The organism is Streptomyces sp. NPDC007907, assembly GCF_042959365.1.
GTDB lineage: Bacteria > Actinomycetota > Actinomycetes > Streptomycetales > Streptomycetaceae > Streptomyces > Streptomyces indiaensis.
In genome coordinates, this window is sequence record NZ_JBIBKR010000002.1 from 1,017,506 (window position 1) to 1,041,484 (window position 23,979).

Consider the following 23,979-nt stretch of genomic DNA (forward strand, 5'->3'; position numbering starts at 1 on the left):
GCCGACGCTACCGTCATGCGGAGGCCAGGAAGTGCCGCTCTCGCCGTAGTTCCCGCTCGGTGATGGTCAGGGGAAACAGGGTGAAGCCGTGCATCGCGCCGGCTACGACGCCGAGTTGCACGGGCTCACCTGCCGCCTGCCATCGTGCGGCCAGGAACAGCGAGTCGTCCAGCAGTGGGTCCTCGGTGCCGACGACGATCCGAGCGGGTGGCAGCCCGGTCAGGTCCGCGAACAGGGGCGAGACCTCCGGGTTACGGCGCTGCTCTTGACTCATCCCTGGCGTGAACAGTTCGTAGCTGCCGCGGATCGTGTCGGTGTTGCTCAGCAGCCGGCGCGGGCCAAACGTCCGCTGGCTTGGTGTCATCGACAGGTCGTAGGGGCCGAAGAGCAGGTGGGCCGCCCGGAACGCGCCGGTGATGCCGTGCCGGTCGCGAAGGCGCAGCAGTGTCACGACGCTGAGGTGGGCACCGGCCGATTCACCGCCGATCAGCAGACGTTCGGTACCGAACTCGGCTGCGGCGTGTTTCACCAGCCATCGTGCAGCCGCTTCGCAGTCGTCGGGCCCGGCGGGGAACGGGTGTTCCGGTGCGAGCCGGTAGTCCACGCTTACCACGGCCAGCCGTGCTTGTTCGGCGAGCCGCCAGAGCCGTTCGTCCTGTCCGTCCGCGGACCCGAACGCCCAGCCGCCTCCGTGGATGTGCAGGTACACGCCGTCGACGTGGTCCGGCACGAAGACCCGTACCCTCATTCCGCCCTCGACGACACGGTCTTGGCCGTGCGGAAGTCGTACTGGTGGCGTGTCGCCGCCAAGCCGGTTTCGCCTCAGGAGCGCCAGCACGGTTGCGCTCGGCGCTTGGTCTCGAGCTGGACGGCTCGCGGCGGCGGCCTCAAATTGCTCGTTGAATGCCAGGGTCTTGGGGAGGCAGTCTTCATCTGTGCTCGTCATGCCGCCGACAGTTGCAGCTGCCCGCGACAACGTCCTGTCACCCTTTCTTTGTGAGCTGCGTCATGCTCTTGCCGTGCTCCCGCTATGATCGGGAGCTTGGCCATGTGCTTGTCGGAGTGGGCCGCAGCAGGCTCAGGCAAGCGGTGACGACCTCGTCGGTGCCGATCCGCAGCAGCAGCGGGTCGGGGATGTCGCCGTGCGGATCGCCCGGCGGGCCGGGCTTGCGCAGAGCAATGTGGCGCTGTGCGCGCGACGGACCCCAGTGCTGGGGTGAGACCGGTCCGTAGAGCGTCACGGACGGGGTGCCGTGGGCCACCGCGAGATGCGCCAGGCCGGTGTCTCCGCAGACCACGAGCGCGGCGTGCCGCCCTCCCGAGTGGCGGCCGGATGAGCACGAGCGTGAGCGATGGTGCCGCTTCCTCGGGGCGTACGCCAACACCGCGGGGACATCGCCGCACGCGTCGGCCTGCCCGCTCGGGATCTGCTGCGCGGCGGGCTGCCGTTCGGCGAGCTGTCGGCGCTCGTCGCGCGACGGGATGGTCCCCGGTTCGGCTCCCTTGCGCAAGCACTTGCGCCATCCATTGCGCCCGGGCCGCGTCGGTGTTCACCGGCCTCGACAAGCCGGAAGACCCGGCGAAAAAGGCCTACACCTTGCTCTCCTCGTAGGTGCACTGCACTGTGAAGTCACGCGCTGACAGTTGGCATCCTCCCCCTGAAGGGTGTGAGGATGTCAGGAAGTGTTCTCGGTGTTCTTGTTCTCCCCGGCACCTTCCGTGGTCAGTTCCTGTCGGTTCGGTGTCCCGGTGAGCTGTTGGTCCAGGCGGAGTTGGCGTAGGCGTGTCAGGAGGTCCTGGACCGCGGGCAGCGGGAGGGTGGAGAGGTAGCCCGAGATGTCACCCCCGCCGCCGATGAACTGTGGGACGTCGAAGCCGGCGAACTCCCGCACGATGCGGATCATCGCCACGTTGTCGCGGCCGAGAGCCTCGACTTCGGCCTTGATCTCCATGCCGACACGGCGGCTCTCCGCACGGGCGAGATATGTGTCGATCGCGTCCTCGCGCTCGGCGTTCTTGACGGCCTGGTCGAGCTTCTTGCCCTTCAGTTCCTCGAAAAGCTCCGCCTTGAGGGCCTCGAGCATAGCCGGGTCGGCGGGCTCGAAATCACCCAGGTTGGTCTCCAGTGTCTCCACACCCCACTTGCCGAGCGCGTGCTTGACCCGGTCGGTGAGGTTCTTGCGGACATCCTCGTAGCTCTCCAAGAACTCGAAGACCGAGTTGGTCATGGCGATCTCGTTGAAGTATCCGGTGACGGCCACCCCGAGGACGTCCCGCACGAACCGCCTCATGGGCGCCGGATCGTCGACGAGTCCGCCCAGTCCCGCGGTGCTGGTGCCCCCGAACTGGCTGACCAGCGTGGGCGCCACGTGCGGCGGAATCTGGAGGTTCTGCCACAGGTCGACGGAGAGCTCGAAGCGGCCCTGGACCTTGACGGTGATCTGCCCGAGGTCGGCGTCGTAGTTGTCGGCCTCGGACTGTTCCTTGTTGTGCCATTTCAAAATCAGCACCCGGGTGGGAATCAGCATCACGCGCACGAACCACGGGTTGAGCGCGTACGTGGGACCCTTGCCCAGCGTCTCCTCCTGCACGCCGCGTCGACCGCCGTTAGCCAGGAACACCCAGGGCAGACGGAAGTTGCTGTGGCCGGGCACCCTGGGCGCCACGGCGCCGTCCGGTTTGTCTTCGGGATCGGCGCCGTCGAGGGTGATGACCACTCCGGTGTAGTCCTCCGCGATGGAGATCTCCCGCAGATGCGCCTCGGTCAGTCCCTCGCGGGAAGCCGTCACATTGTCGATCGTGATGACGTCGAAGAGCTCGGGGTTGATGTCGTAGTACATCCCGCCGCCCAGGAGGGCAAGTTGCCGTCCCTGCTGGCCGCCGTCGGCGAGGAAGGCCTCACCGTCCTGGAAGCTGTCGCACTCCACATGGCGGCCGAAGCGCTGGTCCGGCGGCCGTACACCGCCTTCCTTCGCCTGGACTAAGCCGATCGTGCCCGCGGGCACGAAGGTGCGCGGCCGCATCTCGACCCGGAAGAGCCTGGGGTTGATGTAGTAGGATTGACCCCCGCTCAGCGTCCTGACTTGGACGCCCTGCTGGCCCTTGCGTTCGCCGTCGCCGAGCAGGAACTTCTCCCCGTCCTGGAAGTCGTCGCAATCGACGTGCCGCGCCAGCCTGCTCCGTCCGGGCCGGTTGTGTCCCTCCAGGGCCGTCACCACGCCGATCATGTCCGGCGGCACATGCACCCTGGGCACGCACTCCACCGAGTTGATCAGCGGCCACAGCCAGTGGACGCCGGGGAGCAGGGTGCGGGCGAGCACTCCGCGTGCGTTGTACGGGTTGACATGCTTGTACGCCCGGTCAGGGTGCTGGGGGACATATCTCCGGGTGATGACGCCGAGATGGTCGGCGGGGACCACGACCCGGGCGTTCCAGGCCACCGCCAAGGCGACGACGGACAGGACGAGCAGCACATACATCATGGTCTGGTTCCCCATTCACGCAGCCGCGCGTGCAGCGCGAGCACGGTCGAGCTCCAACGGTCGTACCAGTCCGGGTCGTTCTCGTGGCCCGGGTCGCGCATGGTCGGGTAAAACCCCGGCCGGCTGCCAGGTCCCGCACGGCGGGCGAAGTCACGGTAGAGCCGGGGGACGGCGGATTCGGCCGAGTCGCGCCAGCCCAGTGCGGCGCCCAGGTCGGGGAAGCCCGGTCCGCGGCGGCCGCCGGCCGGGGCGAGTGCGAGCTGGTGCCGGAAGCCATGTCGGCCGTCCGAGTGGCGGTGCCAGAGGGCGTCGATGCCCGCGAGCAGTTCACACGGGATGCCCGCGGCCTGCCGGGCGCTGAGCCAGCCCTCCGCCGTCCGTCCGACCGACTCCATGACGAGGCGGGTGGTCAGCAGGTCGGCATGCTCCAGCTCGGCCTCCGCGAGGTGTGCGCGCAGCCGCTCCAGGCCTGCGGAGGGTGTCAGTCGTACCGTGCGAGGTGCGGTGCCACGGTGTGGTTCGGGCAGCCGGGGCGGGCGGGCCCTGGTGACGTCGTCGTGGAGGCGTTGCAGCAGGCCGAGTTCGTTGTCGTCGAGGAGGGCGCGGTCACGGGCGTCGATGTGCCAGACGGCGGCGAGGTGATAGTTGACCTCCCCGTCCAGCAGGACGGGGACGAACGGCCGCCCGTGCACTTGGCCTTCGAGGATCATGCGAGTGATGTCGTCGGAGTCCTGCGACTGAGGTGTCATCACGACCACGACCGCGAGTGCGTTGCGCAACTGCTGCCGAATCGTCCAGAAGTGGGCGTCGCCGGGCTGCAGGTCGTCGATCGACCAGACCGGCAGCTCAGCCTGCCGTAACTGGCCGGCGAGCGCCCGGCCGTAGTCGGCGTCGGCCGGGGCGTAACAGACGACGAGGGCGGGACGCTCGGGCGGGGTGAGCGGGCGCGTGGCAGAGCGGTGGGCAGCGCCGAGATTGTCCTGGGCGGCCGCCGCGCCGGCGCGGGCGGTCCGTCCTGCGACGACCGCGGCAAGTTCGGCGGCCTTCTCCTCGAACTGCTCCTCGGTGACTTCGCTGAAGTCCCGCCAGACACGGTTGGCGGCGAAAGGCGGTACGGCGACATGTCCGAGCAGTACGGGGATGAACCGCAGGCCGCGCTCGGCCGAGGCGGTGGCCAGCGCCGCGTATTCGTCCATGGCGCGGGCGGATCGTACGGAGGCCGGGCTTATCACGGCGATCCCGTTGACGGAGGCGCGCAAGGCCTCGTCGAAGCGGTGGACGATGACGTCGCTCGGTTCGATGCTCCACTCGGCGAAGAAGGGCCGCAGCCCGTGCGCGACGAGTTCTCCGGCCAGCCGTTCGGCCCAGGCGGCGTCGTCGGCCGCGTAGGAGAGGAACACGTCGTTCAAGGGGCTGGACCTCCTGGGAGTAGTCCGCTTCTCGGGACCGATCCGTCGGCCTGCGGGCCACCAGGCTAGGGGTTAACTCCCGCGTGTGCAGCGGGCGTTGAATTTGTCGTACTGACTGGGTTCTTCTGCGTAGGAGGTGGTACGGCGAGAGGGTGACGGACGGATCGGTCCTCGCCCTGCGGGTCGGATCGACCACCGCGGCGGCGATGGGGCGGGCGGAGTGTGCGGGAGCGGCTCGATCAGGGGCTCCGCCAGGGCGGCCAGTTCCTGCCGACCCTCGTCCGCCGCGCCGTGCCACGTCTGTCGCAGCAGGGTGTCGGCGCGCGGGCGCAGCCCGGGGTCCTTCGTCAGGCCGGCGTCGAGCGGCCGGCGCAGCGAGGAGGGGATGCCCCCGACGGGTGGCGGTGCGGTGGTGTGCCGGGACATGAGACTGAACAACTGCGGTACGGCGAAGGGCGGTTGACCGGTCAGGCACTGGTACAGCAGACATGTGGCGGCATACACGTCCGCTGCGGCGGACGCGGCGCCGGTGCCCTGCCAGAGTTCGGGGGCGCGCAGTTGCGGATCTCCGGTGGTGAGCGCCGCGAGGCCCAGGCCGGTCACCCTCACCTTGCCGTCGGTATCGACCATGATCTTCCCGGCATGCAGGCCGCCGTGGGCCGTCCCGCGTGTGTGTACGGCGGCCAGTGCGCGCAGGAGGTCGAGGAAGACTACGCTCGCGGCGTGCCGGGACAGAGCCCCGTGGTGCTCCAGCAAGCGGGCCAGGGTGGTCCCTTCGACGGCGTCTTCGATGAGGGCTCCGCCGACAGCTGCAACCGAACGTTCATACGCCGACCGGAACGCGGGTGCTCGCACGAACCGTTGCGGCACCGCCGCTTCGGGCAGCAGCAACCCCCTGAGTCGTTCGACGTCCTCCTGGAACGCGTCCGCGCGCGTGTGGTGCACCAGCAGCCGCGCGGGCACATAGCGTACGACGGCCGGACCCTTACGCCCTTCATCGGCCTGCCCAGACTCCAGCGTCTCACCACTGCCTGCCCGTGACGGCGTCGGCCAGGCAAGGACGGTCCGCCCGCAGCGTCCCTGGTGCAGTTCGCGTACCTCGGTCCACCGTGGCAGTTGCCACGGCCGGGTGACCCCCATGTCAGGCTCCCGCGGCGCGCCGAGGCGCGCGGATGATCCGTACCAGCCGGGCAACCTCCCGGTCGTAGTGGTCGGTGCCCGGCCGGGTGAGGTCGAGCGGCTGGTGGATGGCGGCGAGCGGGGGCAGCTGGTCCTGGGTGGCGCGTGCGGGCACGAACCGCAGGCTGCCCTCGTACTTGCGGTGCAGCAGCGCCGCGTACTCGTCACGGGCACGCAGATCGACCTTCGTGCCGGAACCGAATACCAGCACACCCCAGCCGGACTCGGTCAGCGCACGTTCGGTCTCCAGCAGCGGGACCAGTCCGGGTTCGACCCAGCGCGCCAGGAACACGTTCAGACCCGCCTCGTGCAGCCGACGGGCGAGGACTTCCGCGGCATCAGCGTCGCCTGCGGCGTACGCCACGAGGGCGTCGTACGGCCCCTGCGGCCCAATGGGCGCCGGCGGGTCCGGTGGCTCCGGTGTGCGCCGCGCGCCGGATCGCCGCGCGCGGTAATCGTGATGGGCGAACCAGACACCCGCCGCCGCGGCGAGGACACCCGCGATCCCGATCACCAGGTTCGCCGTCTCAACCCCCGTCATGACCGGGAGTGTAGGGGTGGTGTCCGACTGTTGGGGCCGGTTCGCCCCAGATGCCTGCGAAGTGCGGGCGAGTGTCTCGCCTGCCGCCTGTTCCAGAGTGCCGCGGTCCGGGTGACGTGGCAATTGCGGACGCCGACGGTCGAGGGTCGGCCTCGTTGAGGGACGACGAGGACACCGTGCCCCATGCCACCCGCACGCGAACCTCACCCCGGGCGCCTCGTCGGCCGCGCCCTGGCGCCGGGCGGACCTGCACAGCACTCGTTCATCACCGGCTGTCATCCTGCCGCCGGACAGCCGCTACGGCTGTCCGGCGACGTCTTCACCCGATTGAGCAGCGCAGTACTGAGGAAACGAGTGGTTGATCAGGGGCAGTTGACGGCCGTGTCGCCGGTGTCGCGGTTGCAGGTGTCGAAACCGAGGCCGCCGTCGAGGCCGTCGTTGGCGATCACGTTGTCCACGGCGTTGAGGGTGTCGCTGCCCTCGCCGCCGATGTGCGTGTCGTTGCCGCGGCCTCCGGTGAGGGTGTCGTTGCCCTGGGCACCCTCGAGTGTGTCGTTGCCGTCGTCGCCGTTGAGGGTGTCGTTGCCGGCATTGCCGTAGATGGTGTCGTTGCCGGCCAGCCCGGAGATCGTGTCGTTGCCGGGGCCGCCGTTGATGGTGTCGTTGCCCGGCGTCGCCCGCAGGCCAGTGGCATCCGGGTCGTCGCCGACGAGCCGGTCCGCCCGGGGACCGCCGTTGAGGCGGTCGTCACCCGCACCGCCGATCACCGTTCCGGCGGCTTCCAGGTTCGGGGAGATGCTGACGCTGTCATCGGAGTCGTTGGCGTTGACCCGTATCGACGTGACGGGCAGCGGACACTCCGCTGTGTGCGTCCCCGTCGGCTGACACGGGGCAACGGCGGACACGGTGTCCCCCGTGTCCGTCACCACGACAACGTTGCCCTGACGCCGGATGGTGATGTCATTCGCCACACCCTGGGCGGCCGTGACGCTGAGGGTGTCGCCCACCTCTTGCACGACCGTGGTGTCCGCCAGGCTTCCGCCGGGGGCCGCACCGGGCGCGGCGGAAGCGGTGGTCAGCGGAGCGCAGGTGAGTGCGCCGAGGGCCACTACCGTGGTGCAGATACCACGTGTTCTCATCGGTGCCCGCCTTTCGTGTTGTCTCGCCGTCTACGGGTACTGGCGTGCTGCTCACTCACGCTGGTCAGGGGCATCCGCTGACGTTGTCGCCCAAGTCGGCGCGGCAGTCGTCCACGTCAGCGCCGCCTTCGACGTAGTCGTTGCCGCTGACGTTGTCCACGGTGTCGATGGTGTCCCGGCCGTTGCCGCCCTCGGCGTAGTCGTTGCCGGCGCCGGCGACGATGCGCTCGTTGCCGCTGCCGCCGTAGATCACGTCGTTGTCGGCACCGCCGTCCACGATGTCCGAGCCACCGCGTCCCTCGATGGAGTCGTTGCCGGAGCCGCCGAAGATCCTGTCCGCCTCGGCTCCACCGGTCAGGGTGTCGTTTCCTGCGCTGCCGGAAAGGAAGTCGGATCCCTCGTCGCCTTCGAGGGTGTCGTTGGCGGATCCGCCGTAGAGGTTGTCGTTGCCGGCTCCGCCGATGAGGGTGACGCCGAGGGACGCCAGCGAGGAGGTGACGGTGTCGTCCTGGTCGCCGGCGTTGACCACCAGTTCGGTCGTGTCGGCGGCCCTGCAGGCGACTTCGGTCGTGCTGATGGCGGTGCAGTCGCCGGACGGTGCGACCGTGTCTCCGGTGTCTCTGATTCTGATGTTGCTGCCCGACTGCCAGACGCTGATCGTGTTGCCCCGGCCGACTCCGGCGGTGACCGTGATCGTGGTGCCGGTCTTGTTCACCAGCGTCGTGGCGAAAAGACCTGGCGTCGGTGCGTCGGCCGCGTGGGCCACGCCGGGGAGGCACAGAGTGAATCCGCACACCGTGGCCAGAAGTGCCCCGGTGCGATGGTGCGTTCTCTTCATGACCTGCTCCTGAAATAGGGCGGTGAATGTCGATCTCGCAACTGTGCGCAGTGCTTTCCGGCCGAAAATGCCGTGTTCGCTCGAAGGAGCGCTACCTTTTGCGGTCTGCCGACCGCGGCCGGGACCCGATAACCGGCTTTGGCGGAGTACCGGGGGAAAGGGTGTGGCCGCAAGCGCCGAACGTTCGGTGCGGCCCACCCCGGCGCGACACCCGAATGTCCCTGCTGCGTTCCATAGCCTGAGTCCGCGCAGACTCCTCCCATACCGCCATGGCAGACGCCTGCTCGACCGGTCATCGGCGCAGGCGCTTGGGCACCCAGAGCATGTCGGGATGTGAAGCCGTGATGAAGCCGAATTCGCGCCATTGCCGAATACAAGGGTCTGCGCGCGTGGATCGTCGCCCTGGCCGGGAATGGGATTGACGATTCATTCGTACCGCATTCAATTGATCGCGGTACGGGTGATCCGCGCAGCCCGCGAGCTGGACCTGCCGATTGTGGCGCTGCACTCCCGCGACGAGGCGGACGCGCTGCACGCCCGCATGGCCGACGAGGTCGTGGTGCTCGACGGCGAGGGGTCGGGGGCCTTCCCGGACGCGGCAGCCACGGTCGGAGCGGTGGTAAGCGCTGGCTGCGCCGCTGTCCACCCCGGCCACGGGCTGCTGGCCGAGAACGCCGACTTCGCGCAGAGCTGCACCGGCGCCGGACTCACCTGGGTCGGGCCTCCCCTCAAGGTGCTTCGGACGCTCGGCGACAAGACCGCGCAGGCTCGCCTTGCCGCGGCGCCGGCCGTGGAGGCGTTCCTCGCTGGCGGCTGCGACGACTCCGACGGTGTTGACCTGGCCGACGTCCTCGGCACCCGCTCGTGAGTGACACATCCTGGCCCGCGCGCCTGTCGCCCAAAGCGCGAAGGGTTCCTGAGCGCACACCCAACGGCTTCTCAAAAGAATGATCTGTTGCGAGAGTTCTGAGAACGACCTGGAGCCACCAGCTTGATGCGTTACGGCTGGTCTGCGTCGGCTTGTCATTCGGCGGGCTGTGGGCGGACGCGGTAGACGTGCGGCCAGTACTTCCCGGTGATGAGCAAGTCGTGCGTGGAAGGGTCCACGGCGATGCCGTTCACGTTGCCGGGACGCCGAGCTGCGGGTGGAAGATCTGGGAGGGCACCGATGTGCAGGGTCGCCTTCACGCGCCCTGTGCCTGGATCGATGCGGACGATGTCATCGGTGGGCCAGACATTGGCCCACACGTCCCTGCCGGTGCACTCAAGCTCGTTCAGCCCGCCTACGGGCCCGTCACCGTCGCGGACCGTGATCCGGCCCAGCAGCTCAAAGGACTGCGGGTTGCGCAGCGACAGGGTGGCGCTGCCGTCACTCATGATGAGCCGACCCCGTGGTCGATCGTGGCACAGGCCCCAGCCCTCACCGTCGTAAGTCACCCGGCGCAGCTCGGCCAGGGTCCGGCCGTCCCGGAACACGGCCGTGTGCTCACGCCACGTCAGGTGCCACAGCCCGCCGTCGGCTAGGGTCAGCCCTTCGCCGAACCATGAGGCGGGCAGCACCACCCGTCGGCTCACCCGGCCCGAGGACAGATCTGCCTTCTGTACCCAGGACTGTCCGTACATTCCGGAGCTCTCGTACAGCGAGCCGGCCAGAACCTCAAGGCCCTCGGTGAAGGCGCTGGAGTCATGCGGCAGTACCTGAATCACCTTCGCTTCCAGATCCATTGGATCGGCGGGCCCTGCCATACGGTCAGCCGGGGGCACACTCGTCAGCGCAGAGAACACGATGAGGCACGCACTGACCGTCAGACCATGCAGGACTGACCGTCGCGATCCAACGAGGGGCACAGTGGGCCTCCAGGGCAGAGAGCAGGACTACTTCCAGGGCGTGAAACGGGCCATCCGGCCATCGTGGGCCAAATCTACTTTGGATCGCGGAGGAGGCCTGTCATCCGTGCGGTCGGCACCTACCCGGCGTCGACCGCCCGGCGCAAAGAACCCGTACGTCACGAGTGCGCTTCAGAACGAGCCCCATCGCCTTGCCGGACACCCGCACGGGGCCCAGCCGCAGCCTGTTCCAGCTCGAGCTGGGCGATGGCTCGGTGGAACCACAGGCAACACCTTCGAGCGAGGCCTCCTGCTGCGGCTGACCGGACATCGGCCCCGGCGGGCTCCATCGCCGCGGGGCTTCACCAGAACTGGTGATACCACCTGTTGCACCTGCTGGCGTCGACGAAACCGGCGCTGAGCTGCTTGAAGCTCAAGGGTTGGCCTCGTGTCCCAGCTCGGACACCAGCCCCAAAGTAGGTCTCGGACAGTCCCCGACATGCAGCCCCTCGTCACCGCGGGCGTTCGCGTACCGTCCTGACGCCAGGTCCTCCCTGGGGGCCAGGGAAGGTGGTCTGCTCACCGATGGCCTGAGCGACGTCTTCCGGGTGTGTCAGCTGGGGCTGGTGCCCCGCGCCGGCAATCACTGTCACGGTGGCGTGCGGGAGGGTGTCCAGCAGGGACTGTCCCTCAACGGTGAGCGGATCGTGGGAGCCCGTGACGATGTGGACGCGCCCTGGGTAGCGCTGCAACTTGGCCCGGAGGTCTGCGCGCCACTGTGAGTTCGCGGTGGCGGCCAGGAGCCGGGCGGTGGTGGCCGCGACAGTGCCGCGGCGAAGATCTGCGACAGCCGATTGCAGTGCGGTCGCGTGGTCCGTGGTCCCGGTCAGCCGTTCGGCCAGCGCTGTGGGAGTTGTCCGGCTCAGGTGCCAGCGGGTCATGGGCGTCCACCTGGCGGTGCGAGGCGGGTGCATCTGCAAGAAGAACGGTGATACGAGCGTGAGTTGGTCCACCGCACAGGGGTGGGCGGTCGCGGCCTCGACGGCGGCCGCGGCGCCGATGGAGTGGCCCACCAGGTGACGGGCACCGGCCTCGGTCACCAGTGAGGTCAGCCAGGCCCTCCAGTCGTCGCGGCGCCCTGTGCTCATCCCCAGGCCGGGCAGGTCGACGGCGCGGGCGTGCCCGACCGCCGCGACGACCGGCGCCCAGGTGTCGGCGTTGACCGGCAGGCCGGGCAGGACCACAGTGGGTGCGCCCGCCTCACCCAGTTCGAACGTCCGTATTCCGCCCGGCTTGCCTGGTCTTCCGGGAGAAGATCTCCACTCGCGCCACCAAGCGCCCCAGCCGGCGGCCGCTGTGGAGCTCGCCGGGGGGGATCCGTTCCTCCGGCGCTCCCCTCACCTTCGTCCTCGACGAACGCAAACGACTCGGCCGGGGCATTGAACTCGTCATGCTCGGCGAGGGGCTTGGGGCTCGCACGATCCCTCCGGGACGCGTTCACGGTGCTCGCCGCGAGTCCGGCATGGAGCGCGAGTACTTCCGCGACCGCACTCTGGAAGGCCACGAGTCCGCCCGCAAGCGCGGCAAGATCATCGGCAGTGCGGATGTCACCGATCAGTCCATGCTGTCCATGGCTCCGCACCTACGTGACAGGAGACCAACCCGGCGCGACATCGACAAGCGGCTCGTCACCGCCACGGGCGCGAGGAAGGGCTGGCACCCCTCGCCCGCCACCGTCATGCCGATGCTGCGGGAACACAACGCACCGGCCGCCACGGCGGCGGGCGCGTAATCCTCCGGTCGTTGATGATCGCTGCACGAGAGGCGTGCCCAACCACGCGACCATGATCGACGATCAGAAGCTGACGCCTCACCGCTTACCGTGCACGAGCTCGTTAGGGCGTGTATCGAATGTCAGTCCCCGCCCCGGTCACGCTGCGCGCGTCCTCGCCGGCCAGGAACGGATGCAAAAGTGTGAGCAGGGCGCGCGGCCGGTGCAGCGGGATGATGTGGCCGCAGTCCTCGATGACATGTGCGGTGAGATCGTCGGTGACCGGGCGGAGTTGGCGTTCCAGCGCTGCACCGACAGGCCGGGCGCCCAGCGCCATCGTGGGCACGGTCAGTCGGGCGGTGGCGACCGCCTGCTCGATCTGTACCGCGCTCTCGGGCAGGGCCCGATAGTAGGAGAACGCGCTGCTCAACGCCTGGCGGCCGGTGTAGGCGCGGACGAAGGCGTCCCGGAGGGCGGGGCGCACCCCGTCGCCGAGAGTGCCGGTGCTCAGAAACCAGTCGACGTAGGCGGCCTCGTGGCCATCCAGCACGGTCTCGGCAAGGCCAGGTGCGGCGGAATGGAAGCCGAACCACCACGGCGGACCGTCGGCGAGGAAGTCCTCGGCGCCGGGTAGCCTGCCCAGAAGTGACTCCATGACGACCAGGCGCCGGACGAGGCCGGGGCGGCGCAGGGTGAGGAGGAAGGCCGGCGCGGTGCCGGCGTCGATGCCCACCACCGCGGCTGAGGACACGCCGAGCGTGGTGAGAAGCGCCGCGGCGTCCTCGGCCAGGGTGCCCGCGTCGTATCCGGAGGCAGGCCGGCTGCTCGCGCCGAACCCGCGCAGGTCCGGCGCGATGACGCGGTAGCGGCCGGAGAGGTCGGCCATGACGTCCGTCCACAGCTCCCACGTGTGCGGGAAGCCGTGCAGCAGCAGGACGGCCGGCCCCGATCCGCAGAGGGCGACGTTCAGGTCGACACCGTTGGCGAGGACGCGTCGCAGCTCGGGCATGGAGGGACTCCAGGAATGGTGAGGGATAGTGACCAGGTCACGCTAGGGAACTAACCTGGTCCGTCCAAGACGGCACTTTCCCTTCAGGTGGTGAGCCCCGGGTGACCACGTCGAGGCCCGGTGAACCCAGCCGGCGGCCCGGTGAGCGCGGTGACTTGCTGGATCCGCGCTGCCCGACCCGCCAGTTGCTCGACCGTATCGGCACCAAGTGGACGTCGATGGCGGTCAAGGTGCTGGCCGAGGAGGCTCCGGGCGAGCTCCGTTTCGCGGAACTGCGGCGCCGTATCCCGGGCATCTCACAGAAGATGCTGTCCGTCACTCTGCAGAGCCTGGTCCGCGATGGCCTGGCCGCGCGCCGCGTCGAACCCACCGTGCCGCCCGCCGTCCACTACCGGCTCACCGAGCTCGGCCTGTCCCTCGAAATACCGCTCTCCGCCCTGCGGGTATGGGCCGAGACGCACATGCCGGAGATCGACCGCAGCAACCAACTCGCCGACGAGTCATCCCCCGACTAGCTAGAAGGCGGAGTTGGTGAACCAGTGCGTCAGGAGGTCCTTGTCTCCGTCGTGTGTGAAGGCCGTCGCGTCGTGGTGCAGGCGGCCGTAGAGGAGCAGCAGCAGGTCCGCTGCGGTTCCCCGGACGCTTGCGTCGGCGGTGTCGGTCGAAGCGGGGCTCGCCTCGAGTCCGAAGCCGTCGGGCCTCAGGCGGACGGACCAGTCGCCGTCACCGTCGGTCGCCTGGAAGCGGATGACCTTGTCGGGAGCGCGCAGGTTGGCGACGTCGGGTGCGAAGAAGGTGGCGAAGGGGAGGTTGACGAGGAACTCGTCGATACCGTCGACCGCCAGCGGGCGGTCGATCGTGGGCCGGCGACCGAGTGCCAGGTCGGCGTCGACCCGGTGCAACAGGGTTTCGAAGAGCATCCGGCGCACCCAGAAACGGGCGTGCTGATCGACGCCCCATGCCCACATGGGGAGTTCCGGGTCGGTGGCGGCGAAGGCCTGGGCGGCCACGGTCGCGCTGTCGGCCAGCCATTCGGCGTACTCCTCCTGCCGGTCCGGGAGCCGCAGGTCCACCTCCCGCTTGCGCGGGGGTTCCTGAACGCGTGCGTGCAGGAGGCTCGAGAACCAGCGCTGGACGCTGCCGGTGTGCTTGACCAGGTCGGCCAGTGTCCAGTCGGGGCAGCTCGGAACCGGGGTCGTCAGGTCGGCGTCCTCGAGCGCCGCGACGAATCGGGTGGTCTCCACCGCGATCGCGGCGCGGTGGTCGACCGTTGCGGCTCCGTGTGCCGGGCGGTTCAGGGGGTTCATCGTGGGTGCCTTTCCAGGGGTGAGGGGCGGAGGTGACGGCGGGTCGGACGCCGTCATGCGGGGGGACTTGCGTTGTGCCAGCGCTGCGCGACCGGGGGGGAGCTGGTCTTCCCCAGGGCCTCGTAGCCCGTCCTGCGGGAGCAGGCTTCGGACCACCTCGTAGCCGGTCCGCAGGGAGGGGGTTCGGATCCGGCACGTATCAACCACGTCGCCCGGTCAGGGCGCGAGCAGCCTGCCGTTCACGCTGACTTGGCCCCGGACTCGGCCCCCGCGAGCTCCGCCGTCTCGGACGTTGCGAGCTTGCGCATCACGGGAGTGCGAGGCGTGGACGCCGTCCTGAGTCCGATGAGGGCGACAGCGGCGACCAGGATGAACGCGGCTCCGGCGAGGGCGAAGCTCAGCGTGAACTGGCTTTCCTGGGGAAGGGCAGGCATGCCGGCCGGCAGGGGGACGGACTTCGACGCCAGGAGCGATGTGATCACCGCGCTCGCGACAGCGCTGCCGACGGAGCGGGAGATCGAGTTGATGCCGTTGGCGATGCCGGTCTGGTGGGCCGGGACGCCGGCGACGATGAGCGCGGGCATGGAGGCGTAGCCGAAGCTGATCGCCAGACCGATGAGCATGCCCGCGCCGATGACCGAGGCAGTGGTGTCGTGCGCGGTGGTCAGCCAGGTGAAGCCGAGCACTCCGAAGCAGGCCCCGGCGGCCAGCGTGAAGCGTGCGCCGAGCCTGCCCACGAGCACGCCGCCGAACTGGGCGCCGATGAGGGAAACGAGCGTCGTCGGCAGCAGGTAGACGACGGAGGCGGCGAGGACGGACGCGCCGAAGCCGTAGCCGACGAGGTCTTCGGGCATCTGCACGAGGTACGAGACGCCGATGAAGTGCGTGAACATCGCGAAGCCCAGCAGCAGGCCCGCCAGGTTGGTGAACAGAACGGGCCGGTGGACGAACATCTTCATGTCCACCATCGGGTCCTTGACCCGGCTTTCGGTGAGGACCCACACCCCCGTCATGACGACAGCACCGGCGAAGGCGCCGAGCGTACGGCCGGACGTCCAGCCCCACTCATGCCCCTGCGAGATCGGCAGCAGCACAAGCACCAGCAGCATCCCCAGCGTCAGCGCGCCCAGCCAGTCCGTGCGTCCGCCGGCTTTCGTCCGGGAAGCGGGCACCGTGATCAGCACACCCGCCAGGGCCACCACGGCGAGTACGGCGGCCAGCCAGAAGACCCGGTGGTAGTCGGGGTCGGAGCCCCGGGTGAGGAGGCCCGCACCGACCAGGGCGAGTCCACTGCCGAACGCGAGGGTGCCGCTGACCAGCGCCATCGCTCCGTGCAGCTTCTCCGGCCTGATCTCCTCTCGCAGCACGGAGAGGGCGAGCGGGAAGATCGCGGTCGCCGCACCCTGCATCACCCGCCCGACGATCAGCCACGTCAGCGAGGTCGTGGTGGCGGCGAGTACTGACCCGGCGATCATCACGATCAGCACGCCGACGAGCGTGGGCTTCTTGCCGTGCTGGTCGCCGAAGCGGCCGAGCAGCGGGGTGAACACGGCGGCCGACAGCAGGGTGGCCGTGGTCACCCAGCTCACGTTCGCCGTGGTGGCCTTCAGGTCGCTCTGGATGATGCCCAGGATCGGGACCACCAGGGTCTGCATCATCGAGACGACCATCGCGGCGAGCCCGAGGACCAGGACGATCCCGGTGTGCCCGGAGGGCCTCGTCGACGCTGCGTGCGTTTCGTGGGACACGGAAGCTCTGACCTAACTGTTTGAGAACCTCGATGCTTGATAACTTCAAGCACCAGCCCAGACCGTATCCGGCAATATTTGAGATGGTCAAGCTTCCTGGCTTAGGGTGACTCACATGACAGGAACCCGCGGTGTCGACACGGCGCAGCTCATGGAGCTGCTCTCGGTGTCGCTCGGTGCCTACTACGGCGACTTCACGGTGGCCGCAGCGAGCGAGAACCTCACGGCCAGCCAGGGCAAGACGCTCAACGTCCTGCGCCGCGGTCCCGCCGCGATGCGCGTCCTGGCTTCCATCCTGAGCTGCGACGCGTCCAACATGACCGGGATCGTCGACCGGCTGGAGAAGCGCGGTCTGGTGCGCCGCGAGCCCGGCCTCACCGACCGTCGCGTCAAGAACGTCGTCCTCACCGACGAGGGCGAACGCGTCATCGACGTGATCCGCGGCAAGATGCACACCACGCGCGCCGGCCTGGACAACCTCAGCGCCGAGGAGCGGGACACCCTCTACGCCCTCCTGGAGCGCGCTTTCACTTCGCAGCCCACCCGCGTCTGACCGGCCCGCCACGGGCCCCCGCTGCGACGAGTCGGGCAGCGCCCGTCAGCGCTGCGCATGGTTGCCGTGAGCGGCCGTACGGCGTCCAGGACGAACATGCTCGTTCACTCGCCCCACGACAGGAGCCATGTCCGCCCCCGGCGTCAGGTCCGCAAAGAACCGCTTCCGGCCGGATCAGGCACTCGCCGCCGCCGGACGAGTCGACCGGGGGCCGGAACCGTTGTCGACCACGATCACCGGGGGCCGCTCGGGAAGGGCGGCCAAGGCGTCCAGCGTGCGCAGCACGCTCGTGGGACGGTCGCGGGTGATCACCGCGGCCTGACACGCCCGTCGGGGCCGTCCGCGCGACCTGGTGGGGCGTGGGGGGGGGAGGGGGGATTGGTGGACCACGAACGTCATCTCCCTTGCGTGGCTATGTGCTTGTCGGAGTGGGCCGCAGCAGGCTCAGGCAAGCGGTGACGACCTCGCCGGTGCCGATCCGCAGCAGCAGCGGGTCGGGGACGTCGCCGTGCGGATCGCCCGGCGGGCCGGGCTTGTGCAGAGCAATGTGGCGCTCTGCGCGCGGCGGTAGATCGCCGGCCCGTCCCGGTCCGCAGGTGCGCGCAGACCGACCCGGCTTAGGATGGCCGCAGCCGCCGAGGGGGCCAGGGGCCGGTTCTTGGCCGACAGGGGATCAAACGACGGCCGGATCACGGCGACCCACCGCCCGGCGAGCCAGCCGGGAACGTACTGCTCGCGGGAGAGCACGTAGGCATCCGCCGTCTCCAGCCAGGGCCGCAGAAACGCCCATGCCCGGGCGGTGTGCACATTGGGGTCCTCCGTGCCGACATGGCACCGCCAGATCACTCGCGCCCCGGCCCGCCGCAGGTGGGGGCGAGGCCGCCGGTCTGCGGATCGTGGAGGGTGACCACCTCTCCCGGCCGTACCGCGCCCAACAGGGCGCGTGCATTGGCCTCGCACACTGCCGTGTAATGCTCGGCTCCGGCTCGGCCGAGCGGTGGGCCGGGGGAGTCGGCCCCGTGCAGGAAGTGGTGCAACCGCTTGGTCAGGGCGAAGAAGGCGGGATCTCCCCGCATGGTGAACCAACGGGCGTCGAGCCCCGCACCACGGGAGTGTCGCTGCAGCCGGCGCAGCATCTCGGCCACACCGCCACCGTTCATCGTCGAGTTCACGTCGATGATCCGGCGGCCGGCGAGCGCTTCTCTTACTGGGGGAAGGCGGTGTCCAGCTCGTCGGCCCGCGCGGCCCCGACCGTGCCGCTGAGCAGGAGCGGATCGGCCCCGGTGGCGTGGGCTTCCGGGAGTACCGGTGGCGCGGCATCCGGTCCCTTGGGGAGGACGGTCAGCGCTTGTGGTGTGCCGATGTATGCCATGGTGCCACCGCACGTCGGCTGCAGCCTTCGGGGCCTCTGCCCGTCGGTCCAGGCTCCGGTCACGGGCAGTCCGCTGCATGCCCCCGGCGGTACCAAAGCCACAGAACGGGTTAGATCTGCCAGTGCAAGCGGTGACGGGGGCTCGACAGAGGCGGTGGTCTCCTCCGGCGGACCGCGTGTGTCACGCCGGGGCGTCCCGGACACGGCTCGGCGGAAGAGTGGATCTACGCCGTACGGTGCGGCCGGCGAGGGCCCCGGCTGCCGGGTACGAACCCGTCCTTTGACGGAAGCAGGCGGCCCGCCGTCCGGTGAGGGTGCGTCACCCGCCGAAGAGTGGACCACGAGCTGGTCGAGGCCACGGACGAGAAGGCGCTGACCAAGACCATCGCCTGCGACCGGCTCACCTTCGGCGGCAACCTCATCCGGACCGGCACCGACTCCCACCGCCTGGCCCTCACCCAGGCCCGGGCAGCAGCGCAGAACGCCGCCGCCCTGACCTCCCCCGGCCTATCGGAGCGATACCGGCTTGCCCCACTTGCGAGAGGCCGAGCGGCCTTCGGCTATTGCGGTGCGATGGCTTTGACCCAGTCCTCGACCGCGAGGACATCTGCCCACTGCGGGAACAGCTTCTCGGTGAGCATCCGGTGCACCTCGGGGTCGGTGTCGAGGCAGGCATCCGCCAGGACGGTGAGGCCGAAGTCCAGGTCGATGGCGTGCCACAGGGTGGACAGCACTACAGCGCTGGTTGCGATGCCGGTGAGAACAAGGCTGTCGATATCGCGAGCCCTGAGTACCAACTCGAGGTCGCTGCCCGAGAACGCGCTCCCGCGCCTCTTGGTGACCACGACGTCGCCCTGCTGTGGCGCGACGTCATCATGGATCTCGGTGCCAGGGGCTCCCTCGGTGAACAGGCCGGCCCGCACGGCGTTTGTCATCACCTTGTTGCGGGGGCTGACTTCTGGATCGCCCGGCCGTAACCCGAGCACCACGTAGATCACGGTGATACCTGCAGCCCGGGCACCGTCGATCGCCCTTCGCAAGCGAGGCAGATACCCGGAACCGTCATCGGCGATGGCCACGACGTCCCGTTGGACGTCCATCACCAGAAGTGCGCTGTTTGCCATGCTTGCCGTCCCTTCTCCGTTGGGACAAGTCTGGTGGGTCAACCGAGCTGTGGTGGAGGTTCCGGAGATCTTCGCAGTGTGGTGTCGCAGTGCCCTCACGACCGGTGTCAGTTCTCATCGACATTTTCTTACCCTGCGATCACCGAGCGCTGCCCGAACCCGGTGACAAACGGTGTCGCAAGTCGGTTATGAAGCCGGGCGCTTGGGCTCGTGGTCGGTGGGTGGTCCGGCTGATGCGGAAGGTGGGTTGCTTTCAACTCTTTGGTACGGGATCGGGGTCCGTCGGGGCGGTTGGACTGTTACGGGGGCGGCCTCTCGACCAGGGCGGGTCCGGTGGCCCGGCGAGGGTTGGTCGTTGGGTGTGTTACCAGGAGGTTTCGCGGATGCTGGCATGGTTTTGGGGCTGGGTGGTGGCGGTGATGTCGGATCGGTGGTGGCTGGCGGTAAAGGTCACGGTGAGGGTCTGAGCTCCTGTGCGGTGGGTGCTCACCGTGAAGCCTTGGTTGGGAACCGCTGAGATGAGGCATACGGCGTCGTCGCCGAATCGGACTGTGGCTTTGCCGCCTTGGGAGGGCACGGTGTAGACATCGGCGTCGTCGTCCTGGCAGTCGGGGCCGTTGGTGGCGGTCGGCGCCGCGGGGGGCGGGGTGCGGGTGTTGGGTGTCGGCGTGGAGGTGGGTATGGGGCTGGGGTCGGCCGCGGCTTTGCTGCTTGGGGGTGGGCTGGGTGTGCGCGGGCTTGCCGACGGGCTTGGGGAAGCTTTCGCGGTGGTGGTGCTGGGTCGTGGGGTTTTGGGGGGTTGGCTGGGTGCGGTTTGTGCGACGGGTGCGGTGGGGCGAGTGGAGCCGGTGACGAAGTGGATGGTGAGGATGACGGCGGTGGCGCTGGCTGTGGTGCAGGCGAGCCATAGGGTGAGGTAGCGCAGGAGGCGGGGCACGGCACTATGGTGTCGGACCGGCTACGGTGCTTGCTCATGGCCTCCATACTTGTCGTTGAGGACGATCCGGTGATCAGGGCTGCGTTGATCGAGGTGCTGTCCGGGCACGGTTACGTGGTCCGCACCACCCACCTGGGTTTTGAGGCGCTGCGTGAGATCACCCAGAGTCCGCCGGACATGGTGGTGCTGGATCTGGGGCTGCCCGATCTCGACGGTCTGGACGTGCTGCGCATGATCCGGGGTATTTCCCGGGTGCCGGTCCTGGTCGCCACGGCCCGTGACGACGAGAGCGAGATCATCCGGCTGCTGAACGCGGGGGCCGACGACTACCTGGTCAAACCGTTCTCCGGCGGCCAGCTCGCCGCCCGGCTCGCCGCCGTGCTGCGCCGGTCGGTGCCCGCCGACACCGCGGCGGCCCGGCAGCCGGTTGTGCAGGTGGCGGACCTGCGTATCGACCCGATGGCGCGCACCGCACATCTGGCGGGCCGGGAACTGGCGCTGACCCGCCGTGAGTTCGACCTGCTGGCCTACTTGGCCGCCCATGCCGACCAGGTCGTCACCCGCCGGCGCATTCTGGCCGAGGTGTGGCAGCAGCCGTATGTGGAGGACCAGACGGTCGACGTGCACCTGTCCGCGCTGCGCCGCAAGATGGGCGAGAAGGCGCGAAAACCGGGCTATTTGCATACGGTGCGCGGTCTGGGTATCAAGCTGGTCAGTTCGCCATGAGACGTGCCCTGGCGGGGATCGCCCTGGCCGTCACTTCGATGGTGGCTCTGTCCTTCCTGATCCCCCTGGCTCTCCTGGTGCGTGAACAGGCACGGGACAGGGCCACCACGGCTGCCGAGCAGCGGGCGGCCGCCTTGTCCCCGGTGCTCGCCCTGACCACGCGGCGGGCGGATGTGCAGCAGGCCGTCGCCGAGCTCGGCTCCTCCGACCAGCTCGTCGTACGGCTGCCCGACGGCGCCTTCGTCGGTACCCCCCACGCGCCCGGTCAGGCGCTCGAGCGGGCGGTGCGCGGGCGCGAGACGCTTGCCGTGGACACTGCTGGCGGCTGGGTCTATCTCCAGCCCGTCGTCCTGCCGGGCGAGCGGGTCGCGGTCGTGGAAGCGTTCGTGCCCGCGGCGGATCTCTCGCGGGGCGTGGCCGCGTCCTGGGGTGTCATGGCGCTGCTCGCGCTGGGTCTGGTCGCCGGGTCGGTCCTGGTGGCCGACCGGCTGGGTGCTCGCGTGGTGCGCTCCTCACGCAGCCTCAAACGCGCGGCGCTGGCTCTGGGGTCGGGCGACCTGGACGCGCGTGTTAAGCCCGACGGCCCGCCCGAACTTGAGGAGGCGGGTGCGGCGTTCAACACCATGGCCGACCGCGTCCTGGACCTTCTCGCCGTCGAGCGCGAACTGGTCGCCGACCTCTCACACCGCCTGCGCACCCCGCTGACCGCTCTCTATCTGGAGGCCGACCGGATGGGGTCCACGCCCAGCGCCCGGCGGATCGCCACGGCGGCCGGGCAACTGGAGAGCGAACTGGATGCGATCATCGCCGCGGCCCGCACCCCGCTGGCCGCGGCGCAGCCGGCCCGCGCGGCCGCAGGCCAGGCCAAGCGGTGCGACGTCGCGGAGGTGGTCGCCATGCGCCTGGACTTCTGGTCGGTCCTGGCCACCCAGCAAGCACGATCGTACGAGCGCTCGCTTACGCCGCGCCCTGCGCCCGTTGCCTTCCCCGATGATGACCTGGCGGCTGTCGTCGACGCCTTGATCGGCAATGTCTTCCGGCACACCCCGGAGGGCACCGCCTTCGCCGTGCGCGTGGAGCGGGCCGAGCGGCATGTTCTCCTCACGGTCGACGACGCAGGGCCGGGCGTTGCGGACCCCGACGCGGCGCTCACGCGGGGGGTGAGCGTGGGTGGTTCGACGGGGCTGGGCCTGGACATCGTGGCCCGGGCCTCCCGCGCAGCGGATGGCGAACTGACGATCACCCGGGCGCCGTTGGGCGGCGCCCGGGTGCGGGTGTCGTTCGCACTGGCCGACACGGCCGGAACCGGCGGCGCGGCGCGGTGACCGCAGTGCAGTGACCGGTGCCCGATGGTGGGGTGCCTGTGGCCAGCGACGGGCAGTCGGCGAGTAACCGACCCGGTGGCAGGCTGACACCATGAACAGTGGCGCCTGGCGAAGCCTGTCGGGTCAGGTGCTGAGTGCGTGTCCGGTTGTTGAGTCGACGTGCTCTGGGATCTCGTCGTGGCGATCGCCTACGGTCGGTGTCCCGGTGGGCTCGAACATGAGGATGGCGGCGCCGGAGGGAGCGTACGGCTTGTGCTCTGTGCCTCGGGGGACGGTGAAGACCGCCCCCTGCGGGAGCAGGACCGTGCGCTGCCCGTCGGGCTCGCGCAGGCAGATGCGCAGCTCGCCGTCGAGTACCAGGAAGAACTCGTCGGTGTCGTCGTGCACGTGCCAGACGTGTTCGCCCTCGACCTTGGCGATGCGGACGTCATAGTCGTTGACGTGAGTGACGATGCGGGGGCTCCACAGGGCATCGAAGGAGGCCAGAGCCTTTCTGAGGGGGATGGGTTCGCTGCTCATGGGTTCATCCTGAGCCGTTTCGCATGGCCGCCGTGAGTGCTAGAAATCGCACATGGCGAAAGAATCCTCGCACGCAGCTCACGCGGCGGGTGTGCACAGGGTCGTCGTGATCGTGGACGAGAACTCCAACCCCTTCGAGCTGGGCTGCGCCACCGAGGTCTTCGGTCTGCGCAGACCGGAAGTCGGCCGTGATCTCTATGACTTCAGGCTCTGTTCGCCCGAGCCCCGCACCCTGATGCGAGACGGATTCTTCACGCTCACTGGAGTCGCCGGCCTGGAAGCGGCCGACGCGGCGGACACCTTGATCGTCCCCAACCGGCCGGACATAGAGGTGCCCCGTCGTCCCGCCGTGCTCGCTACCGTCCGCCGGGCACACGCCCGCGGTGCGCGCCTGGTCGGCTTCTGCAGCGGCGCCTTCACACTGGCCGAGGCGGGCGTCCTCGACGGGCGCCGGGCCACCGCGCACTGGCAGTGGGCGGATTCCTTCCGGGCCCGCTACCCCTTCGTCCAGCTCGAAGCAGACGTGCTGTTCGTGGACGACGGTGACATCCTCACCGCGGCAGGCAGTGCAGCCGCGCTCGATCTCGGGCTGCATCTGGTCCGGCGTGACCACGGCGCGGAGATCGCCAACTCGGTGAGCCGACGGCTGGTCTTCGCGGCACACCGGGACGGTGGGCAGCGGCAGTTCGTTGAGCGCCCCGTGCCCGACCTGCCGGATGAGTCCTTGGCGCCTGTCCTGGCCTGGGCGCAGGAACGGCTGGACGCACCGCTCACGGTGTCCGGCCTTGCGACGCGTGCTGCGGTCAGTCCGGCGACGCTGCATCGCCGCTTCCAGGCGCAACTGGGCACGACGCCGCTGGCGTGGCTGACGGGGGAACGGCTGGCTCTGGCGTGCCGGTTGATTGAGCGAGGCGAGTCCCGGTTCGAGGTAGTCGCGCGAAGCAGCGGGCTTGGGACCGCTGCCAATCTGCGCGCGCTGATGCGCCGCGAGACCGGCATCACGCCGTCGGCGTACAAGCGTCGGTTCGGGCCGGGGGCGAACTGACGGACGGGCCTCCCGTGGTGGCGCATTACGTGGGGTGCGGTGGGAAGTGCTTCCGGCCCCGGAGTGTTGAACGTCTCTTCACCATGCCCCGGCTCTCGGAACTGGGGTCTCTGCGACGTTTTGCCGCT

25 protein-coding genes and 2 pseudogenes are annotated in these 23,979 nt (G+C 69.3%); 7 read left to right on the forward strand and 20 right to left on the reverse strand.

Features of this window, described 5'->3' with window-relative positions; all coding sequences use genetic code 11:
- Positions 1-13 precede the first annotated feature (13 nt).
- From ACFZDI_RS10810 to ACFZDI_RS10845, 8 genes and pseudogenes are all read right to left on the reverse strand, one after another.
- Positions 14-946: an alpha/beta hydrolase fold domain-containing protein gene (locus ACFZDI_RS10810; protein WP_391249331.1), complete on the reverse strand. Its 933-nt coding sequence runs from the start codon at positions 944-946 to the stop codon at positions 14-16.
- Positions 947-1,028: 82 nt separating this feature from the next.
- Positions 1,029-1,307: pseudogene (locus tag ACFZDI_RS10815) on the reverse strand (glycosyltransferase family 9 protein); the annotation flags it as partial.
- A gap of 369 nt (positions 1,308-1,676) precedes the next feature.
- Positions 1,677-3,497: an SPFH domain-containing protein gene (locus ACFZDI_RS10820; RefSeq protein ID WP_391249333.1), complete on the reverse strand. Its 1,821-nt coding sequence runs from the start codon at positions 3,495-3,497 to the stop codon at positions 1,677-1,679.
- Entirely contained in the window at positions 3,479-4,882 is a 1,404-nt protein-coding gene (locus tag ACFZDI_RS10825; RefSeq protein WP_391249556.1) for a TIR domain-containing protein, read from the reverse strand. The genes ACFZDI_RS10820 and ACFZDI_RS10825 overlap by 19 nt, the downstream gene beginning before the upstream one ends.
- Positions 4,883-4,963: 81 nt before the next feature.
- On the reverse strand, positions 4,964-6,031 hold the full coding sequence (locus ACFZDI_RS10830) for a hypothetical protein (protein ID WP_391249335.1): 1,068 nt from the start codon (positions 6,029-6,031) through the stop codon (positions 4,964-4,966).
- A gap of 1 nt (position 6,032) precedes the next feature.
- The gene (locus ACFZDI_RS10835; RefSeq protein WP_391249337.1) at positions 6,033-6,611 is read right to left on the reverse strand and encodes a TIR domain-containing protein; all 579 of its coding nucleotides are present in this window, start codon (positions 6,609-6,611) and stop codon (positions 6,033-6,035) included.
- Positions 6,612-6,973: 362 nt separating this feature from the next.
- The gene (locus ACFZDI_RS10840) at positions 6,974-7,750 is read right to left on the reverse strand and encodes a calcium-binding protein (protein ID WP_391249339.1); all 777 of its coding nucleotides are present in this window, start codon (positions 7,748-7,750) and stop codon (positions 6,974-6,976) included.
- A 64-nt stretch (positions 7,751-7,814) separates the two neighbouring features.
- Positions 7,815-8,588, reverse strand: coding sequence for a calcium-binding protein (locus ACFZDI_RS10845; protein WP_391249341.1), 774 nt, complete (start codon positions 8,586-8,588; stop codon positions 7,815-7,817).
- Between the two features lie 418 nt (positions 8,589-9,006).
- Between ACFZDI_RS10845 and ACFZDI_RS10850 the strand changes: the two genes are divergently transcribed.
- Positions 9,007-9,456: a biotin carboxylase N-terminal domain-containing protein gene (locus ACFZDI_RS10850; protein WP_391249343.1), complete on the forward strand. Its 450-nt coding sequence runs from the start codon at positions 9,007-9,009 to the stop codon at positions 9,454-9,456.
- A 155-nt stretch (positions 9,457-9,611) separates the two neighbouring features.
- Here ACFZDI_RS10850 and ACFZDI_RS10855 read toward each other — a convergent pair whose 3' ends face one another.
- Positions 9,612-10,373 (reverse strand): glutaminyl-peptide cyclotransferase, encoded by a 762-nt coding sequence (locus ACFZDI_RS10855; protein WP_391249345.1) that lies wholly within the window; start codon positions 10,371-10,373, stop codon positions 9,612-9,614.
- 554 nt (positions 10,374-10,927) lie between these two features.
- On the reverse strand, positions 10,928-11,659 hold the full coding sequence (locus tag ACFZDI_RS10860; RefSeq protein WP_391249347.1) for an alpha/beta fold hydrolase: 732 nt from the start codon (positions 11,657-11,659) through the stop codon (positions 10,928-10,930).
- A 278-nt stretch (positions 11,660-11,937) separates the two neighbouring features.
- Between ACFZDI_RS10860 and ACFZDI_RS10865 the strand changes: the two genes are divergently transcribed.
- Positions 11,938-12,207: a hypothetical protein gene (locus tag ACFZDI_RS10865; protein WP_391249349.1), complete on the forward strand. Its 270-nt coding sequence runs from the start codon at positions 11,938-11,940 to the stop codon at positions 12,205-12,207.
- Positions 12,208-12,310: 103 nt separating this feature from the next.
- Here ACFZDI_RS10865 and ACFZDI_RS10870 read toward each other — a convergent pair whose 3' ends face one another.
- On the reverse strand, positions 12,311-13,195 hold the full coding sequence (locus ACFZDI_RS10870; protein ID WP_391249351.1) for an alpha/beta fold hydrolase: 885 nt from the start codon (positions 13,193-13,195) through the stop codon (positions 12,311-12,313).
- Between the two features lie 101 nt (positions 13,196-13,296).
- On the opposite strand from ACFZDI_RS10870, the gene ACFZDI_RS10875 reads away from it, so the two are divergent.
- Positions 13,297-13,710: a helix-turn-helix domain-containing protein gene (locus ACFZDI_RS10875; RefSeq protein ID WP_234847153.1), complete on the forward strand. Its 414-nt coding sequence runs from the start codon at positions 13,297-13,299 to the stop codon at positions 13,708-13,710.
- Here the strand turns inward: ACFZDI_RS10875 and ACFZDI_RS10880 are convergent, their stop codons facing one another.
- The gene (locus ACFZDI_RS10880; RefSeq protein ID WP_391249353.1) at positions 13,711-14,502 is read right to left on the reverse strand and encodes a maleylpyruvate isomerase family mycothiol-dependent enzyme; all 792 of its coding nucleotides are present in this window, start codon (positions 14,500-14,502) and stop codon (positions 13,711-13,713) included.
- 239 nt (positions 14,503-14,741) lie between these two features.
- Positions 14,742-16,250, reverse strand: a complete 1,509-nt coding sequence (locus ACFZDI_RS10885) for an MFS transporter (RefSeq protein ID WP_234847151.1) — start codon at positions 16,248-16,250, stop codon at positions 14,742-14,744.
- Between the two features lie 115 nt (positions 16,251-16,365).
- Here ACFZDI_RS10885 and ACFZDI_RS10890 point away from each other — a divergent pair, with 115 nt between their 5' ends.
- Entirely contained in the window at positions 16,366-16,803 is a 438-nt protein-coding gene (locus ACFZDI_RS10890) for a MarR family transcriptional regulator (protein WP_391249356.1), read from the forward strand.
- Positions 16,804-17,016: 213 nt separating this feature from the next.
- Here the strand turns inward: ACFZDI_RS10890 and ACFZDI_RS10895 are convergent.
- From ACFZDI_RS10895 to ACFZDI_RS10920, 6 genes and pseudogenes are all read right to left on the reverse strand, one after another.
- Positions 17,017-17,118: pseudogene (locus ACFZDI_RS10895) on the reverse strand (glycosyltransferase family 2 protein); the annotation flags it as partial.
- A gap of 129 nt (positions 17,119-17,247) precedes the next feature.
- Entirely contained in the window at positions 17,248-17,763 is a 516-nt protein-coding gene (locus ACFZDI_RS10900) for a hypothetical protein (RefSeq protein WP_391249358.1), read from the reverse strand.
- A complete protein-coding gene (locus ACFZDI_RS10905; RefSeq protein ID WP_391249360.1) occupies positions 17,646-17,975 on the reverse strand; it encodes a hypothetical protein in 330 nt (109 codons plus the stop codon). The genes ACFZDI_RS10900 and ACFZDI_RS10905 overlap by 118 nt, the downstream gene beginning before the upstream one ends.
- A gap of 32 nt (positions 17,976-18,007) precedes the next feature.
- Positions 18,008-18,175 carry a hypothetical protein gene (locus ACFZDI_RS10910; protein ID WP_391249361.1) on the reverse strand — a complete coding sequence of 56 codons (168 nt, stop codon included), beginning with the start codon at positions 18,173-18,175 and terminating at the stop codon, positions 18,008-18,010.
- Positions 18,176-18,735: 560 nt separating this feature from the next.
- Positions 18,736-19,299, reverse strand: a complete 564-nt coding sequence (locus ACFZDI_RS10915) for an isochorismatase family protein (RefSeq protein WP_391249363.1) — start codon at positions 19,297-19,299, stop codon at positions 18,736-18,738.
- Between the two features lie 364 nt (positions 19,300-19,663).
- The gene (locus ACFZDI_RS10920; protein ID WP_391249366.1) at positions 19,664-20,236 is read right to left on the reverse strand and encodes a hypothetical protein; all 573 of its coding nucleotides are present in this window, start codon (positions 20,234-20,236) and stop codon (positions 19,664-19,666) included.
- A gap of 36 nt (positions 20,237-20,272) precedes the next feature.
- Between ACFZDI_RS10920 and ACFZDI_RS10925 the strand changes: the two genes are divergently transcribed.
- Positions 20,273-20,962, forward strand: a complete 690-nt coding sequence (locus ACFZDI_RS10925; RefSeq protein WP_234849217.1) for a response regulator transcription factor — start codon at positions 20,273-20,275, stop codon at positions 20,960-20,962.
- Positions 20,959-22,287, forward strand: a complete 1,329-nt coding sequence (locus ACFZDI_RS10930; protein WP_391249368.1) for an ATP-binding protein — start codon at positions 20,959-20,961, stop codon at positions 22,285-22,287. The genes ACFZDI_RS10925 and ACFZDI_RS10930 overlap by 4 nt, the downstream gene beginning before the upstream one ends.
- A gap of 123 nt (positions 22,288-22,410) precedes the next feature.
- Here the strand turns inward: ACFZDI_RS10930 and ACFZDI_RS10935 are convergent, their stop codons facing one another.
- Entirely contained in the window at positions 22,411-22,806 is a 396-nt protein-coding gene (locus ACFZDI_RS10935) for a cupin domain-containing protein (protein WP_391249370.1), read from the reverse strand.
- 52 nt (positions 22,807-22,858) lie between these two features.
- Between ACFZDI_RS10935 and ACFZDI_RS10940 the strand changes: the two genes are divergently transcribed.
- Complete coding sequence (locus tag ACFZDI_RS10940) at positions 22,859-23,851, forward strand: helix-turn-helix domain-containing protein (protein ID WP_391249372.1); 993 nt, start codon at positions 22,859-22,861, stop codon at positions 23,849-23,851.
- Positions 23,852-23,979: the final 128 nt, after the last annotated feature.

Excerpts from the sequence above, each read along its gene's own strand:
- ACFZDI_RS10890 (WP_391249356.1), top strand. The coding sequence starts at position 16,366 with ATGACAGGAACCCGCGGTGTCGACACGGCGCAGCTCATGGAGCTGCTC.
- ACFZDI_RS10930 (WP_391249368.1), top strand. The coding sequence starts at position 20,959 with ATGAGACGTGCCCTGGCGGGGATCGCCCTGGCCGTCACTTCGATGGTG.
- ACFZDI_RS10865 (WP_391249349.1), top strand. The coding sequence starts at position 11,938 with ATGGAGCGCGAGTACTTCCGCGACCGCACTCTGGAAGGCCACGAGTCC.
- ACFZDI_RS10820 (WP_391249333.1), bottom strand. The coding sequence starts at position 3,497 with ATGGGGAACCAGACCATGATGTATGTGCTGCTCGTCCTGTCCGTCGTC.
- ACFZDI_RS10845 (WP_391249341.1), bottom strand. The coding sequence starts at position 8,588 with ATGAAGAGAACGCACCATCGCACCGGGGCACTTCTGGCCACGGTGTGC.
- ACFZDI_RS10835 (WP_391249337.1), bottom strand. The coding sequence starts at position 6,611 with ATGACGGGGGTTGAGACGGCGAACCTGGTGATCGGGATCGCGGGTGTC.
- ACFZDI_RS10915 (WP_391249363.1), bottom strand. The coding sequence starts at position 19,299 with ATGGCAAACAGCGCACTTCTGGTGATGGACGTCCAACGGGACGTCGTG.
- ACFZDI_RS10935 (WP_391249370.1), bottom strand. The coding sequence starts at position 22,806 with ATGAGCAGCGAACCCATCCCCCTCAGAAAGGCTCTGGCCTCCTTCGAT.
- ACFZDI_RS10880 (WP_391249353.1), bottom strand. The coding sequence starts at position 14,502 with ATGAACCCCCTGAACCGCCCGGCACACGGAGCCGCAACGGTCGACCAC.
- ACFZDI_RS10925 (WP_234849217.1), top strand. The coding sequence starts at position 20,273 with ATGGCCTCCATACTTGTCGTTGAGGACGATCCGGTGATCAGGGCTGCG.
- ACFZDI_RS10940 (WP_391249372.1), top strand. The coding sequence starts at position 22,859 with ATGGCGAAAGAATCCTCGCACGCAGCTCACGCGGCGGGTGTGCACAGG.
- ACFZDI_RS10870 (WP_391249351.1), bottom strand. The coding sequence starts at position 13,195 with ATGCCCGAGCTGCGACGCGTCCTCGCCAACGGTGTCGACCTGAACGTC.
- ACFZDI_RS10910 (WP_391249361.1), bottom strand. The coding sequence starts at position 18,175 with ATGGCATACATCGGCACACCACAAGCGCTGACCGTCCTCCCCAAGGGA.
- ACFZDI_RS10810 (WP_391249331.1), bottom strand. The coding sequence starts at position 946 with ATGACGAGCACAGATGAAGACTGCCTCCCCAAGACCCTGGCATTCAAC.
- ACFZDI_RS10830 (WP_391249335.1), bottom strand. The coding sequence starts at position 6,031 with ATGGGGGTCACCCGGCCGTGGCAACTGCCACGGTGGACCGAGGTACGC.
- ACFZDI_RS10840 (WP_391249339.1), bottom strand. The coding sequence starts at position 7,750 with ATGAGAACACGTGGTATCTGCACCACGGTAGTGGCCCTCGGCGCACTC.